Below are 13,965 nucleotides of genomic sequence, written 5' to 3'. Positions count from 1 at the left end.
CCGGTCTAACCGGCTTAGCTGGTGAGTTGTTCCACCAGTTCGGCGGCGCTGTCCACCGAGTCCAGCAACGCCCCGACGTGCGCCTTGCTGCCGCGCAGCGGCTCGAGCGTCGGAATGCGCACCAGCGAGTCGCCGCCCAGGTCGAAGATCACCGAGTCCCAGCTGGCCGCCGCGATGTCGGCGCCGAACCTGCGCAGGCATTCACCGCGGAAGTACGCGCGGGTGTCGGTCGGCGGGTTGTCCACCGCCTCGAGCACCTGGTGCTCGGTGACCAGACGCTTCATCGAACCCCGCGCGACAAGGCGGTTGTACAGCCCCTTGTCCAGCCGAACGTCGGAATACTGCAGGTCGACGAGGTGCAGCCGCGGCGCCGACCAGCTCAGGTTCTCCCGCTGCCGGAAACCCTCGAGCAGGCGCAGCTTGGCGGGCCAGTCGAGCACCTCGGCGCATTCCATCGGGTCGCGCTCGAGTTGGTCGAGCACCTGCGCCCAGGTCTCCACGATGTCGGCCGCGCGGGGATCGGGGTCGCGGCTGTCGACCAACTTGGCCACCCGGTCCAGGTAAATCCGTTGCAAGGCAAGGCCGGTCAGCTCGCGCCCGTCGGCCAGGGCCACCGCGGCCCGCAGCGACGGGTCGCGGCTGATCGCGTGGACCGCATGCACCGGGCGGGCCAGAACGAGGTCGCTCAGGTCGATGCCGTGTTCCGGGCCGACTTCGATCAGGTCGAGGACCAACGCCGTGGTGCCCAGTTTCAGGTAGGTCGACGTCTCGGCGAGGTTGGCGTCGCCGATGATGACGTGCAGCCGGCGGTACCGGTCGGCGTCGGCGTGCGGTTCGTCGCGGGTGTTGATGATGCCGCGCTTGAGCGTGGTCTCGAGGCCGACCTCGACCTCGATGTAGTCCGAGCGCTGGGACAGCTGGAAGCCGGGCTCGTCACCGGAGGGCCCGATGCCGACCCGGCCGGAGCCGGTCACCACCTGCCGGGACACCAGAAACGGGGTCAGCCCGGCGATGATGGACGAGAACGGCGTCTGCCGCGACATCAAGTAGTTCTCGTGGGCGCCGTAGGAGGCGCCTTTGCCGTCGACGTTGTTCTTGTACAGCTGCAGCTTGGCGGCCCCGGGCACGCTGGCGACGTGCCGGGCGGCGGCCTCCATGACCCGCTCGCCGGCCTTGTCCCAGATGACCGCGTCCAGCGGGTCGGTGCACTCGGGCGCCGAGTATTCGGGGTGGGCATGGTCGACGTAGAGCCGCGCCCCGTTGGTCAAGATCATGTTGGCCGCGCCGACCTCGTCGGCGTCGACCACCGGTGGCGGGCTGGCCGAACGACTCAGATCGAAACCGCGGGCGTCCCGCAGCGGTGATTCCACCTCGTAGTCCCAGCGGGTGCGCTTCGCGCGCTGGATGCCGGCGGCGGCGGCATAGGCCAGCACCGCCTGGGTCGAGGTGAGGATCGGGTTGGCCGTCGGGTCCGACGGTGAGGAGATGCCGTACTCGACCTCCGTCCCGATAATCCGTTGCATGGCCTAAGCGTAGGCCCGCCGACGATGCGCCCCGCGCGGCGGGGCGTTGAGGAGGCGGGCAATCAAGCTCCGCCCGCCGACGATGCGCCCCGCGCGGCGGGGCGTTGGGGAGGCAGGCGGTGGCCGTCGCCACGCTCGGTGCCCACGCCCGCGGCCTACGCGATACCCACCGGTGCGGGGGCGTCGTTTCCCCGGCGCGCCCACCGCGCCCGCTGTTGACGGCACCGACCGCAGTGATTAACTTCACCGTGTGTCCGCCCCCCAGTCCGACCACGTCGGCAAACACGCACTCGATCTGGCCGGAAAACGCTACGGCGAAGTGCTGCTCGTGACCGCCGGCGAGGCCGGTCCGCAGGCAACGGTCTACAACAGCTTCCCGCTCAACGACTGCCCCGCCGACCTGTGGTCCGCGCTGGACCCGCATGCCATCGCCGCCGAAAACGGTGTGGCCGCAGCCCTGCTGAACGGTCCCCGGTACTGGCTGATGAACGCCATCGAAAAGGAAGCCCAGGGTCCGCAGGTGACGAAAACCTTCGGCGGGATCGAGATGATCCAGCAGGCCACCGTCCTGCTGTCGTCGATGAATCCGGCGCCCTACATCCCCAACAAGGTCAACCGCCACACGGTCTTCGTCTTCAACGCCGGCGAGCAGATCTACGAACTCATCGACCCGCAGGGACAGCACTGGGTGATGCAGACCCTGAGCCAGGTCGCCGACCCCAACCTGTCGCGGGCCGACCTGCCGCGGCTCGCCGACCGCCTCGACCTGCCCGCCGGGTGGACCTACCAGCCGCGGGTGCTCACCGACGAGCTGCGGGTGGACACCAGGAGCAGGGCGGCCCAGGTGCTGCAGGACAACCTGACCAACAGCTACTCGCTGGTGACCGGCTGACGCTTGGCGGACTGACCGCTAGCAACACCTCGCCGGCACTCAAACCGTGGCGCGTGGTGTGCCAGGTTTGAGCGCCGGCGTGGGCTGAACAGCCTTACAGGTACTGGCCGAGGTTGGATTCGGTGTCGATGGCCCGCGACGCGCTCGAGCTCTTGCCGGTGACCAGGGTGCGGATGTAGACGATCCGCTCGCCCTTCTTACCCGAAATCCGCGCCCAGTCATCGGGGTTGGTGGTATTGGGCAGGTCCTCGTTCTCGGCGAACTCGTCGACGATCGAGTCGAGCAGATGCTGGATGCGCAGACCCGGTTGGCCGGTCTCCAGCACCGACTTGATCGCGTTCTTCTTCGCCCGGTCGACGACGTTCTGGATCATCGCCCCGGAGTTGAAGTCCTTGAAGTACATGACTTCCTTGTCACCGTTGGCGTAGGTGACCTCCAGGAACCGGTTGTCGTCGATCTCGGCGTACATCCGCTCGACGACCTTCTCGATCATCGCCTTGATGCACGCGGTGCGGTCCCCGCCGAACTCGGCGAGGTCGTCGGCGTGCAGCGGCAGCGACTCGACCAGGTACTTCGAGAAGATGTCTTGCGCCGCTTCGGCATCGGGCCGCTCGATCTTGATCTTCACGTCCAGGCGGCCGGGCCGCAGGATCGCGGGGTCGATCATGTCCTCACGGTTGGAGGCGCCGATCACGATGACGTTCTCGAGCCCCTCGACCCCGTCGATCTCACTCAGCAGCTGCGGGACCACGGTGGTCTCGACGTCCGACGAGACCCCGGTGCCGCGGGTGCGGAAGATCGAGTCCATCTCGTCGAAGAACACGATCACCGGCGTTCCTTCGGACGCCTTCTCCCGCGCCCGCTGGAAGATCAGCCGGATGTGGCGCTCGGTCTCGCCGACGAACTTGTTCAGCAGCTCCGGACCCTTGATGTTGAGGAAGTAGGACTTCGCCTCACGCGCGTCGTCGCCGCGCACCTCGGCCATCTTCTTGGCCAGCGAGTTCGCCACCGCCTTGGCGATCAACGTCTTCCCACAGCCCGGCGGGCCGTACAGCAGCACGCCCTTGGGCGGGCGCAGCGCGTACTCCCGGTACAGCTCCTTGTGCAGGAAGGGCAGCTCCACGGCGTCGCGGATCTGCTCGATCTGGCGCGTCAGGCCGCCGATGTCGGAGTAGCTGACGTCGGGCACCTCTTCGAGGACCAGGTCTTCGACCTCGGCCTTGGGGATGCGTTCGAACGCGTAGCCGGCCTTGGTGTCGACCAGCAACGAGTCGCCCGGCCGCAGCTTGCGCGGGCGGCTGTCGTCGTTGAGCGCGTCGGGGTGCCCCTCCGGCAGGTCCTCGGCGACCAGCGGCTCGGCCAGCCACACGATGCGTTCCTCGTCGGCGTGGCCGACGACCAGTGCCCGGTGCCCGTCGGCCAGTAGCTCGCGCAACGTCGAGATCTCGCCGACGGATTCGAAGGTGCCGGCCTCGACGACGGTCAGCGCCTCGTTGAGGCGAACCGTCTGGCCCTTGCGCAGCGAGGAGACGTCGATGTTCGGCGAACAGGTCAGTCGCATCTTGCGACCCGAGGTGAACACGTCGACCGTGTCGTCCTCGTGTGCGCCCAGCAACACACCGTAGCCACTCGGCGGTTGTCCGAGCCGATCGACTTCCTCCCGCAATGCAAGTAGTTGCTGGCGCGCCTCTTTGAGCGTCTCCATCAACTTCGAGTTGCGGGCCGCCAGCGAGTCGATGCGCGCTTCGAGCTGATGCACGTCGCGCGCCGAGCGGGTGCCGCCCTGCGCCCCGGACGCGTGCTCGAGTTGCTCGCGCAGCAACGCTGCCTCGCGGCGCAATTCTTCCAACTCGGCAGCATCGCCGCTGGACATGCCCGACTCGCTGGGGGTACCGAATGCTTCAGAACGCTCTGAGCCACCCATGTTGCGCTCCTTTCCCACACCGAATTGGCGCGGTGGATACTTCAAAGCTACCGGCGATTGGCCAATGATGTGCGGAGTCAAATACCCACGAAAAGTTAAGATTTTCGTCACGCTGGTAACCTCGGCCACTAATCTCGCCGATCGAAAGGGCCGCCGTGACCGCAAAAAGCCTCGCCACGGGCTTAGTCGGCACGACCGGCGCCGGCGTGGCGACCGGCGGTGTGAGTTCAGTTGCACCCGTTGGCCCCACCGCGCGGCGGACACCCGCCCCGGAAAGCGCCCCGACCCCGCGACCCGCCTGATCGACCGGATGCACCGGCACCTGCGCGCGACGTTGAGCGCCGCCACCGTGGTGGTGGTGGCGGTCGGGATCCCCGGATGTTCGTCGCATCAACAACCCAGGATCGCCTCCTCCGCGCCCGCTGCCGCGCCGGCCACGTCGAGCACCGTTGTCGTCTCTCCGACTACCCCGCTGCCGCCGCCCGAAGCCCTCACCGACATCTTGGCCCGGCTGGCCGACCCGAACGTACCCGGTATCAACAAGGTGAGCCTGGTCGAAGGCGCGACCCCCGAGAGCGCCGCCAGCCTGGACAAGTTCAGCAACGCGTTGCGCGACAACGGCTACCTGCCCATGAATTTCGTCGCGCACGACATCGCCTGGTCGGACAAGACCCCCTCCGACGTGGTGGCGACGATCGACGTCAACACGGCCCAGCCGGCGAACGGCAGCTTCCACTTCCCCATGGAATTCACGCCCTTTCAAGGCGGTTGGCAGTTGTCCCGGCGAACCGCCGAGATGCTGTTGACGCTGGGCAGTTCGCCGGCGGTGCCGCCGCCCAACCCGCCCCCGGCACCGGCGCCCGCCCCGGCGACGAGTCCGCCCGGTTGACGCGCGGCATGTGGGTCGGCTGGCTCGAATTCGACGTGCTGTTGGGCGACGTCCGATCGCTCAAAGAGAAACGGTCGGTGATCCGCCCCGTGGTCGCCGAGCTGCGACGCAAGTTCAGCGTGTCGGCGGCCGAGACGGGTTCACCGGAGCTGTATCGACGGGCGGGCATCGGGGTGGCCACGGTGTCCGGCGACCGGAGCCACGCGGTCGACGTTCTGGACGCGGCCGAACGGCTGGTGGCCGCGCACCCGGAGTTCGAGCTGCTCGCGGTGCGGCGGGGGCTGCAGCGCAGCGACGACTAGCTTGACCGTTGGTGGCTGGCTGTACTGGCGACGACCCGCCGCGCCCGGCTACGCCGCGCTTGCGATCGCCGCTAGCCGTCGCGGCCCTCGCGCTTGCGGCCCAAGGGCGCCGGCGCGACGACGCCGGGCGCGAGCCGCCGGGTAAACACCAGGAACGCGGTGTGCCCGCGCATCGAGTGCTGTGGCCGGACGGCCAGGCCGACCACGTTCCAGCCGCGTTGCAGCGTCTCCCATGACCGCGGCTCGGTCCAGCACTGCTGAGCCCGCAGCGCCTCCACGACCCGCGACAGCTGCGTCACGGTGGCGACATAGACCATCAGCACGCCGCCGGGGATCAGCAGCCGCGAGACCGCGTCGAGCACCTCCCAGGGCGCCAGCATGTCCAGCACGGCGCGGTCGAAGGAGCCGTCGGGCAGGTCCGAGTCGGCGACGTCGCTGACGATCAGCTCCCAGTTCGCGGGCGCCCCGTCGAAGAACACCGACACATTGCGGCGGGCGTGTTCGGCATGATCGGCGCGCTGTTCGTAGGAGACCACCCGCCCGCCGGGCCCGACGGCGCGCAGCAGCGAGCAGGTCAGCGCCCCCGAGCCCGCCCCGGCCTCCAGCACGCGGGCACCCGGGAACATGTCGCCCTCGTGCACGATCTGCGCGGCGTCCTTGGGGTAGATGACCTGTGGCCCCCGGGGCATCGACATGATGTAGTCGACCAGCAGCGGGCGCAGCACCAGAAACGGTGCGCCGTTACTGGATTTGACCACGCTGCCCTGCTCCAGCCCGATCAGCGCATCGTGTGCGATCGAGCCGCGATGGGTGTGGAACTCCGCGCCGGGCGTGAGCGACATCGTGTAGTGCCGGCCCTTGGCATCGGTGAGCTGAACGCGTTCCCCGACGGTGAACGGGCCGGTTGCGGACACGCCGTCTAGCGTGCCAGCCGACTCGCCGCCGGCGGTGCTCGGGGTTGTCGGCACCCGGTTCTACGCTGCGGGCATGACCGACCAGCTGCAGGAGCGCGCGCGGCGGGCCGCCAAGCCGGCGCTGTCGCCGTCGCGGGCGGCCGACTTCAAGCAGTGCCCGTTGCTGTACCGGTTCCGGGCGATCGACCGCTTGCCCGAGGCGCCGTCGGCCGCCCAACTGCGCGGCTCGGTGGTGCACGCCGCCCTGCAGCAGCTCTACGGCCTGCCCTCCGCGCAGCGCGGTCCCGAGACCGCCCTGGCACTGCTCGAGCCGGCCTGGGACCAGGTCATCGCCTCGGCGCCCGACCTGGCCGGCGAGTTCGATCGCGAGCAGCGCGGCCAGCTGCTGGCCGAGGCACGCACGTTGCTGTCCGGGTATTACCGGCTCGAGGACCCGACCCGCTTCGACCCGCAGTGCTGCGAGGAGCGCGTGGAGGTGGAGCTCGCCGACGGCACGCTGCTGCGCGGATTCATCGACCGGATCGACGTCGCGGCTACCGGAGAGCTACGCGTGGTCGACTACAAAACCGGCAAGGCGCCGCCGGCCGCGCGGGCCCTGGCGGAGTTCAAGGCGATGTTCCAGATGAAGTTCTATGCGGTGGCCCTGCTGCGCACGCGCGGCGTGCCGCCCACCCGGCTGCGGCTGATCTATCTGGCCGACGCGCAGGTGTTGGACTACTCGCCGGACCACGACGAGCTACTGCGCTTCGAGAAGACCCTGATGGCGATCTGGCGCGCCATCCAATCCGCCGGGCAGACGGGCGATTTCCGTGCCAGCCAGTCGCGGCTGTGCGACTGGTGCCCCCACCAGCAGCACTGCCCGCTGTTCGGGGGAACCCCGCCGACCTACCCCGGTTGGCCGGATTACTCACCCGCCCAACCTGTTTCGGATCCGGCGGAGCCCGCGGCGTGACGTCGGTTCCCGGCGGTTCGACGCCCCGGTAAGCGCCCGGGCGGCGCATGGGGTAGGCTCGTGACAACGTTGGCCGCCGATTGGCTTGGCCGGCAAGTCGTGATCGATTCGTTATTTCTTCTCAGATCCCCGCGGGGCGCCGAGTCCGAGATGACTTAGGTGCGCACCGCACAGCCTCGAGTCGCGACGATCGATGTTGCCGTACGGGCAATTTCGTTACCACCGAAGCTGTAGGACATGAAAGATGCTTGAAGACAAAACCTTTGCTCACCTCGGGGTGAGCCCGCCGCTGGTTGACGCCCTCGCCGAGGGCGGTGCCCACCGGCCGTTTCCGATCCAGATCGAGACGCTGCCGGACACGCTTGCCGGCCGCGACGTGTTGGGCCGCGGCAAGACCGGCAGCGGCAAGACGCTCGCGTTCTCGATTCCGCTGGTGAGCCGGCTCGACGCCCGCGATCGGCGGCCGGGCAGGCCGACCGGCCTGGTGTTGGCGCCCACCCGGGAACTGGCGACCCAGATCGCCGCGACCATCCAGCCGCTTGCCGCGGTACGGGGCCTGCGCGTGGTGACGATCTACGGCGGGGTGCCGCAGCACAAGCAGGTCGCCGCGCTGAGGTCGGGCGTCGATATCGTCGTCGCCTGCCCCGGCCGGCTCGATGATCTGATGAAGCAACGCCTCGTCAACCTGGGCGCGGTGCAGGTGACGGTCATCGACGAGGCCGACCACCTCGCCGATCTGGGCTTTCTGCCCACCGTCACCCGCATCCTGGCGGCCACCCCCGCGGACGGCCAGCGGATGCTCTTCTCGGCCACCCTGGACGCGGCGGTCGACACCCTGGTGAAGCGCTTCCTCAGCGACCCGGTGACCCGATCGATCGCCGAACCGAAGTCCGTGACACCCGCCATGACACACCACCTCTTCTGTGTCGACGGCCCGCAGGCCAAGAAGGAGTTGGTGCACCGGTTGGCCGCGGGAGACTCCCGGCGAATCCTCTTCATGCGGACCAAGCACCAGGCCCGCAAGCTGGCCCGCCAGCTCACCCAATCCGGTATCGCGTCGGTCGAGTTGCACGGCAACCTGTCCCAGTCCGTGCGCGACCGGAATCTGGCGGCGTTCGCGGCCGGTGACGCGCGAGTGCTGGTGGCGACCGACATCGCCGCGCGCGGCGTGCACGTGGACAACATCGAGCTGGTCGTGCACGTCGACCCGCCGCCGGAGCACAAGGCCTATCTGCATCGGTCCGGCCGCACGGCCCGGGCCGGCGCCTCCGGCGACGTGGTCACCATCGTGCTGCCCGAGCAACGCCGCGACACCGAATCGATGATGCGCAAGGCCGCCATCCGCGCCGTCCCCCAACAGGTCACCGCGGCCTCCCCCGTCATCGAAGCGCTGGCCGGCCAGGCCTCACCCCGGCGGGCCGTCGCTCCCGCGCCGGTCGCGGCGCGCCGGCCGCAACCGGCCGCCGCCGCGCATCACGGTCCGTCCGGCGCGCGCACCAGGCGACGCCGGTCCCGGCGGCCGGCGCCCACCGCGCGCTAGTTTGTTGGTGGCGACCCGCTTCGCTCGGCTACCGCTGACCGTGCTCGCGATCGCCACGGCCCCGCTCGCGATCACCACTAGCCCGGTAGTGGTGTCATCTCCTGCAGCATGGTGGGAACGAGTTCGCTGACGGTGGGATGGATGTGCATGGTCCGCGCCAGCGTGGTGTACGGCGCCTTGGCCGACATGACGTCCAGGATGGCGTGAATCGCCTCGTCGCCGCCGACGCCGAAGATTGCCGCCCCCAAGATCTCTCGCGTGTCGGCATCGGCCACGACCTTCATGAAGCCTTGCGTCTCACCCTTTTCCACCGCCCGACCGACTCGTGTCATCGGCCGCTTGCCGACCAGCGCCCTGCGTCCCGACGCACGGACCTGCGCGACGGTCATGCCCGCCCGCCCCAGCGGTGGGTCGATGTAGAGGGCATAGGTGGTGATGCGGTCGCTCACGCGCCGCGGGTCACCGTCGAGCAGGTTGGCGGCGACGATCTCGAAATCGTTGTAGGAGGTGTGGGTGAAGGCACCCTTGCCGTTGCAGTCCCCCATCGCCCAGATGTGCTCGACGTTCGTCTTGAGCTCGTCGTCGACCACGATGTAACCGCGGGCGTCGGTCCGCACGCCGGCCGCGTCCAGCCCCAAGTCGTCGGTATTGGGCCGCCGGCCCACGGCCAGTAGCAGGTGACTGCCGGCGATGGGGGCGGCGCCCGCGCTCGGCGTGAGCTCAAAACCGCTGTCCGTCTTCGCGATTCGCACGTCATCGGCGCCGACGACGACGTCGATGCCCTCGTCCTCCAGGATGTCGCGGATGGTGGCGGATACGTCCTCGTCTTCCCGGGACGCCAGGCGCGCACCCCTTTCGACGACCGTCACCCGGGCCCCGAAGCGCCGGTACATCTGGGCGAACTCGAGCGCGATGTAGCTGCCGCCGAGGATGACGAGATGGGCTGGCAGTGTGTCGAGTTCGAGAATCGAGACGTTGGTCAGGAACTCCACGCCGGCCAGCCCGGGAATGTCCGGGACCACGGCGCGGCCACCGACGTTGAGGAAGATGCGGTCGGCGCGCAGCAGGTCGCCCTCCACGCTGATGGTGTGCGGATCCTCGAAACGGGCGTGCCCGCGAAAAACGGTGCAGCCGTCCATGCCCGCCAGCCAGTCCTCGACACCCTTGCGGTCGCCCAGCATGATTTCGTCTTTGCGCGCCTTGACTTTCGCCATGTCAACGCTGACCGGCCCGGTCGCCACGCCGTAGTCGGCGCCGCGGCGGGCCAGGTGAGCGGCGTACGCGCTGGCCACCAGCGTCTTCGTCGGGATGCACCCCGTGTTGACGCAGGTGCCGCCGATCAGTTTGCGCTCCACCAGCGCGACCCGCTGCCCGGCGGCCGTCAGTCGCCCCGCCAGCGGTGGGCCGGCCTGCCCGGCGCCGACGATGATCGCATCGAAATGCTTTGTCACTTAACGGCCGTCAGCAGGTATTCGGTCAGCACGTGCCCCGTCACCGCAGCGATGGCGAGTCCGCCGGCGATCGCGACCGCGTCCTCCAGCAGCGCGATGGGCAGGTCCCTTCCGGCCACGGCGCTCAGCCGTTTGCGTGCCTGGTAGCCGGCGACGGTGCCGAGCACGGCGCCGATGACGCCCGCACCGAGCGCGGAGAAGGTCCAGTGCGGCCAGGCGCCCAGGGCCGCGCCCGCCAACCCACCCATGACGATCCGGGCGGCGAAGATCGGTGGCGCGGTGCGGGCCGGCGTCTTGGGCAGCTTGTCGTTGATGAGTTCACCGACGGCCAGGACGGTGAGCACGACGACGGTGACGATGTTGGCCATCCAGGAGGCCCACGTGCCGTGCAGGTCGATCCAGCCCAGGAAGGCGGCCCAGGCGACCACGGCGGGAGCCGTCAGCGAGCGCAGCCCGGCGACGACACCGATCAGCAAAGCCAGCAGCAGAATGAGCGCATGTGTCACGAAGACCCTCCTGGGAGACGACCCGGCAACGGCAGGGATGACGGCCCATGGGGGTGACACGGGCAAGCAGCCCTAGGCGGACGCTAACACAGCCGCGGGCTCCGCACCCGTTCGGTCAGAACCGGCAGAACCTGATGTCGGAGGCCAGAATCGCTTTGGCGCCGATGGCGGCCAGTTCGTCCATGATCTCGTTGACGCCGCGACGCGGCACCAGCGCGCGGATGGCGACCCAGTCGGGGTCGGCCAGCGGCGCGATGGTCGGCGACTCCAGGCCGGGCGTGATCGACGTGGCCCGGTCCAGCACGGACCGCGGGCAGTCGTAGTCGAGCATCAGATATTGCTGGCCGAACACCACGCCCTGGATCCGCGCCACCAGTTGATCGCGCGCCGCACGAGTCCCGTCCTGACCGTCGGGATCGGCGCCCTCGATCAGCACCGCCTCCGAGTCGCACAGCGGATCGCCGAAGGCCACCAGGTCGTGCAGGCTCAGGGTGCGCCCGGAACCGACCACGTCGGCGATGGCGTCGGCCACGCCCAGCTGCACCGAAATCTCCACCGCCCCGTCGAGTCTGATGACGGTTGCCTCAATGCCCCGTTCCGCCAAGTCTTTTCGGACCAGATTGGGGTAGGCGGTGGCGATGCGCTTGCCGGCCAGATCGGCGGTCGTCCACTCGCGCCCGGCGGGGCCGGCATACCGGAAGCTCGACGACCCGAAGCCCAGCGCCAGCCGTTCGCGGACCGGCGCGTCCGAGTCGCGCACCAGATCTCGCCCGGTGATGCCGAAGTCCAGCTGACCCGAACCCACATAAATCGCAATGTCTTTGGGCCGCAGGAAGAAGAACTCGACCTGGTTGGCCGGGTCGATGACGGTGAGGTCCTTGGCATCGGTGCGGCGGCGGTAGCCCGCCTCCGAGAGAATCTCGCTGGCCGGCTCGCTCAGCGTGCCCTTGTTGGGGACCGCAACGCGCAGCATGGTCACAGCTTTCGGTACACGTCGTCGAGGGACAGTCCGCGGGCGATCATCAGCACCTGCGTCCAGTAGAGCAACTGGCTGATCTCCTCGGCCAGCGCCTCGTCGGGCTCGTGCTCGGCGGCCAGCCACACCTCGCCGGCCTCTTCCAGGATCTTCTTGCCCAGCCCGTGTATGCCGCCGTCCAGCGCGGCGACCGTCGCGCTGCCGGCCGGCCGCGTGCGCGCACGGTCACCGAGTTCGGCGAACAGATCCTCGAAGGTCTTCACGGCCAGCGATTGTTTCACGCGGTGGCGAGCAAAGTCACGGCGGTTTCGCTCCGGCGGCGTTTTCGGCCGACCGGTCAGTCGAATCCGGCGAGCGTGATCCGCAACGCCTCTTCCAATTGCACGTGAAACGGCGGGCTCGCGACGATATCCGCGGTCAGCCACCCATCGAGGACGAATTTCACTGTGGCCAAACTGGTATGGACCAACAGCGCGGGCCGGATGTCGGCTGCCGCGTCGACACCCATCCGGTGCGCGACTTGCTCGATCAACTCGCGGTGGTCGGTTTCGCTGACAAGCACGGATTTGCTCAACAGGTGGGGCGCGGTCGCGACGGCATGACGCCACAGATCGAGATCGTCGACTTCGCTGACGTCTTTGGCGTGTGTGACAAACAGCTGAATCAGCGCCTCGACCGGCGACTCGTGTGCCGGCCGCGCGCTGTAGGAACCGACGATCTCGGCGGCCGCCTCCCGGACCGGATCGACCAGCAGGCCTTCCTTGGTCGGCGCATACCGGAAGTAGGTGCTGATGGAAATCCCCGCGGCCGCCGCGATGTCCTCGGTCGTCACCGCCTCGAAGCCGCGCTCGGCGAACAGCCGGTGCGCGGTCTGCTGAATCTGCGAGAGCAGCGCGGCCCGGCGCCGGTCCCGCAGCGAACCGGTGTTTGCTGACGGCATGCCATCACCTTCGTCAATCCGACATTCCAGCCCCATGATGCCGTCCAACGACGAACTCAGATGAGTGACTCTACACTATTGAAAGTCCCTATCAAGTACGCTACTGTGATGCAGCACACACCGACGAACTGCAGATTCTTAGGGCTTGTTGACACTATTTTAATAAGGATTCGCATCAAATCGCGTCAATGGCGTCCGAAGTCGTCTGCTCGGCACTCAGGGATTCAACGGGTGGGGAGAGGGCCGATGAAAGCGGTAGCCGACACGCCATGACCGGTGTCATGAGTTTGCTGGCTGGACTCCAGCTCACGCCACGATGACGGCGCAACTCGATGGCGTCGCCGCCGTTCGGAGCTGGTCGGTCGGGTACGTCAGGCGTCACCCGGTCGCCTCGCTGACGACGGTCGGCGAACAGTTCGTCTTGGGTGTGCGCACCGTTCAATACTTCTTTGTCGACCTGGTGACCGGGCGGTTCCAGTGGCAGGAGTTCGTCCGGCAGGGCGCATTCATGGCCGGCACCGCCGTGTTGCCGACGATCCTGGTGTCGCTGCCGATCAGCGTCACCCTCTCCATCCAGTTCGCGCTGCTGGCCGGCCAGGTCGGGGCCACCTCGCTGGCCGGGGCCGCCAGCGGTCTCGCGGTCATTCGACAGGGGGCGTCGCTGGTGGCCGCGGTGCTCATGGCGTCGGCCGTCGGTTCGGCCATCACCGCCGACCTGGGTTCGCGGACGATGCGCGAAGAAACCGACGCGATGGAGGTGATGGGCGTCTCGGTGATCCGTCGTCTGGTCGTCCCCCGCCTGGCCGCGGCGGTGATGATCGGGGTGGCCCTCACCGGCGTCGTGTGCTTCGCCGGCTTCTTCGCGAGCTACATGTTCAACGTGTACTTCCAGAACGGGGCGCCGGGCAGCTTCGTGTCGACGTTCGCGTCGTTCGCGACGACCGGCGACATGATCCTGGCGCTGGTGAAGGCGATCGTGTTCGGCGCGATCGTGGCCGTCGTGTCAAGCCAGAAAGGCTTGTCCACCAAGGGCGGACCGACGGGCGTCGCGAACTCGGTCAACGCGGCGGTGGTCGAGGCGATCCTGCTGCTGATGATCGTCAACGTCGCGATCAGCCAGCTCTACATCATGCTGTCGCCCAGAACGGGGCTGTGA

General features: G+C 68.4%; 14 protein-coding genes. 6 read left to right on the top strand and 8 right to left on the bottom strand.

Annotation, left to right across the window (positions count from 1 at the left end):
- Positions 1 to 14: 14 nt before the first annotated feature.
- Positions 15 to 1,523 (bottom strand): pup deamidase/depupylase, encoded by a 1,509-nt coding sequence (gene dop, locus AWC03_RS07170; RefSeq protein ID WP_085239827.1) that lies wholly within the window; start codon positions 1,521 to 1,523, stop codon positions 15 to 17.
- A gap of 250 nt (positions 1,524 to 1,773) precedes the next feature.
- Here dop and AWC03_RS07165 point away from each other — a divergent pair, with 250 nt between their 5' ends.
- Positions 1,774 to 2,415, top strand: a complete 642-nt coding sequence (locus tag AWC03_RS07165) for a hypothetical protein (RefSeq protein WP_085239826.1) — start codon at positions 1,774 to 1,776, stop codon at positions 2,413 to 2,415.
- 94 nt (positions 2,416 to 2,509) lie between these two features.
- Here the strand turns inward: AWC03_RS07165 and arc are convergent, their stop codons facing one another.
- Positions 2,510 to 4,339, bottom strand: coding sequence for a proteasome ATPase (gene arc, locus AWC03_RS07160; RefSeq protein ID WP_085239965.1), 1,830 nt, complete (start codon positions 4,337 to 4,339; stop codon positions 2,510 to 2,512).
- 310 nt (positions 4,340 to 4,649) lie between these two features.
- Between arc and lppK the strand changes: the two genes are divergently transcribed.
- Positions 4,650 to 5,228, top strand: a complete 579-nt coding sequence (gene lppK / locus AWC03_RS07155) for a lipoprotein LppK (RefSeq protein WP_085239825.1) — start codon at positions 4,650 to 4,652, stop codon at positions 5,226 to 5,228.
- 8 nt (positions 5,229 to 5,236) lie between these two features.
- Positions 5,237 to 5,530, top strand: coding sequence for a DUF503 domain-containing protein (locus AWC03_RS07150; RefSeq protein WP_085239824.1), 294 nt, complete (start codon positions 5,237 to 5,239; stop codon positions 5,528 to 5,530).
- Between the two features lie 71 nt (positions 5,531 to 5,601).
- On the opposite strand, the gene trmI is transcribed toward AWC03_RS07150, so the two are convergent.
- Complete coding sequence (gene trmI / locus AWC03_RS07145; RefSeq protein ID WP_085239823.1) at positions 5,602 to 6,444, bottom strand: tRNA (adenine(58)-N(1))-methyltransferase TrmI; 843 nt, start codon at positions 6,442 to 6,444, stop codon at positions 5,602 to 5,604.
- 73 nt (positions 6,445 to 6,517) lie between these two features.
- On the opposite strand from trmI, the gene AWC03_RS07140 reads away from it, so the two are divergent.
- Both AWC03_RS07140 and AWC03_RS07135 read left to right on the top strand, forming a co-directional pair.
- Positions 6,518 to 7,396, top strand: coding sequence for a RecB family exonuclease (locus AWC03_RS07140; RefSeq protein WP_085239964.1), 879 nt, complete (start codon positions 6,518 to 6,520; stop codon positions 7,394 to 7,396).
- A gap of 244 nt (positions 7,397 to 7,640) precedes the next feature.
- Positions 7,641 to 8,936 carry a DEAD/DEAH box helicase gene (locus AWC03_RS07135; RefSeq protein ID WP_085239822.1) on the top strand — a complete coding sequence of 432 codons (1,296 nt, stop codon included), beginning with the start codon at positions 7,641 to 7,643 and terminating at the stop codon, positions 8,934 to 8,936.
- A gap of 77 nt (positions 8,937 to 9,013) precedes the next feature.
- Here AWC03_RS07135 and AWC03_RS07130 read toward each other — a convergent pair whose 3' ends face one another.
- From AWC03_RS07130 to AWC03_RS07110, 5 genes are all read right to left on the bottom strand, one after another.
- Positions 9,014 to 10,387: an FAD-containing oxidoreductase gene (locus AWC03_RS07130; protein ID WP_085239821.1), complete on the bottom strand. Its 1,374-nt coding sequence runs from the start codon at positions 10,385 to 10,387 to the stop codon at positions 9,014 to 9,016.
- Positions 10,384 to 10,893: a DUF4126 domain-containing protein gene (locus tag AWC03_RS07125; RefSeq protein WP_167542727.1), complete on the bottom strand. Its 510-nt coding sequence runs from the start codon at positions 10,891 to 10,893 to the stop codon at positions 10,384 to 10,386. Before AWC03_RS07125 ends, AWC03_RS07130 begins: the two co-directional genes overlap by 4 nt.
- Before the next feature lie 115 nt (positions 10,894 to 11,008).
- Positions 11,009 to 11,866 carry an ATP phosphoribosyltransferase gene (gene hisG, locus AWC03_RS07120; protein ID WP_085239820.1) on the bottom strand — a complete coding sequence of 286 codons (858 nt, stop codon included), beginning with the start codon at positions 11,864 to 11,866 and terminating at the stop codon, positions 11,009 to 11,011.
- A 2-nt stretch (positions 11,867 to 11,868) separates the two neighbouring features.
- On the bottom strand, positions 11,869 to 12,150 hold the full coding sequence (locus AWC03_RS07115) for a phosphoribosyl-ATP diphosphatase (RefSeq protein ID WP_085239819.1): 282 nt from the start codon (positions 12,148 to 12,150) through the stop codon (positions 11,869 to 11,871).
- 56 nt (positions 12,151 to 12,206) lie between these two features.
- Positions 12,207 to 12,809 carry a TetR family transcriptional regulator gene (locus tag AWC03_RS07110; RefSeq protein WP_085239818.1) on the bottom strand — a complete coding sequence of 201 codons (603 nt, stop codon included), beginning with the start codon at positions 12,807 to 12,809 and terminating at the stop codon, positions 12,207 to 12,209.
- Positions 12,810 to 13,125: 316 nt separating this feature from the next.
- Here AWC03_RS07110 and AWC03_RS07105 point away from each other — a divergent pair, with 316 nt between their 5' ends.
- Positions 13,126 to 13,965, top strand: coding sequence for an MlaE family ABC transporter permease (locus AWC03_RS07105; protein WP_085239817.1), 840 nt, complete (start codon positions 13,126 to 13,128; stop codon positions 13,963 to 13,965).

This window comes from Mycobacterium europaeum (assembly GCF_002102155.1).
GTDB lineage: Bacteria > Actinomycetota > Actinomycetes > Mycobacteriales > Mycobacteriaceae > Mycobacterium > Mycobacterium europaeum.
Note: the sequence above shows the minus strand (reverse complement) of the source record. Positions and strands in the feature narration are given on the sequence as shown.

Bases quoted from the DNA above. Each gene is read 5' to 3' on its own strand.
- dop (WP_085239827.1), bottom strand. From the start codon at position 1,523: ATGCAACGGATTATCGGGACGGAGGTCGAGTACGGCATCTCCTCACCG.
- arc (WP_085239965.1), bottom strand. From the start codon at position 4,339: ATGGGTGGCTCAGAGCGTTCTGAAGCATTCGGTACCCCCAGCGAGTCG.
- lppK (WP_085239825.1), top strand. From the start codon at position 4,650: ATGCACCGGCACCTGCGCGCGACGTTGAGCGCCGCCACCGTGGTGGTG.
- AWC03_RS07150 (WP_085239824.1), top strand. From the start codon at position 5,237: ATGTGGGTCGGCTGGCTCGAATTCGACGTGCTGTTGGGCGACGTCCGA.
- AWC03_RS07140 (WP_085239964.1), top strand. From the start codon at position 6,518: ATGACCGACCAGCTGCAGGAGCGCGCGCGGCGGGCCGCCAAGCCGGCG.
- AWC03_RS07135 (WP_085239822.1), top strand. From the start codon at position 7,641: ATGCTTGAAGACAAAACCTTTGCTCACCTCGGGGTGAGCCCGCCGCTG.
- hisG (WP_085239820.1), bottom strand. From the start codon at position 11,866: ATGCTGCGCGTTGCGGTCCCCAACAAGGGCACGCTGAGCGAGCCGGCC.
- AWC03_RS07110 (WP_085239818.1), bottom strand. From the start codon at position 12,809: ATGCCGTCAGCAAACACCGGTTCGCTGCGGGACCGGCGCCGGGCCGCG.
- AWC03_RS07105 (WP_085239817.1), top strand. From the start codon at position 13,126: ATGACGGCGCAACTCGATGGCGTCGCCGCCGTTCGGAGCTGGTCGGTC.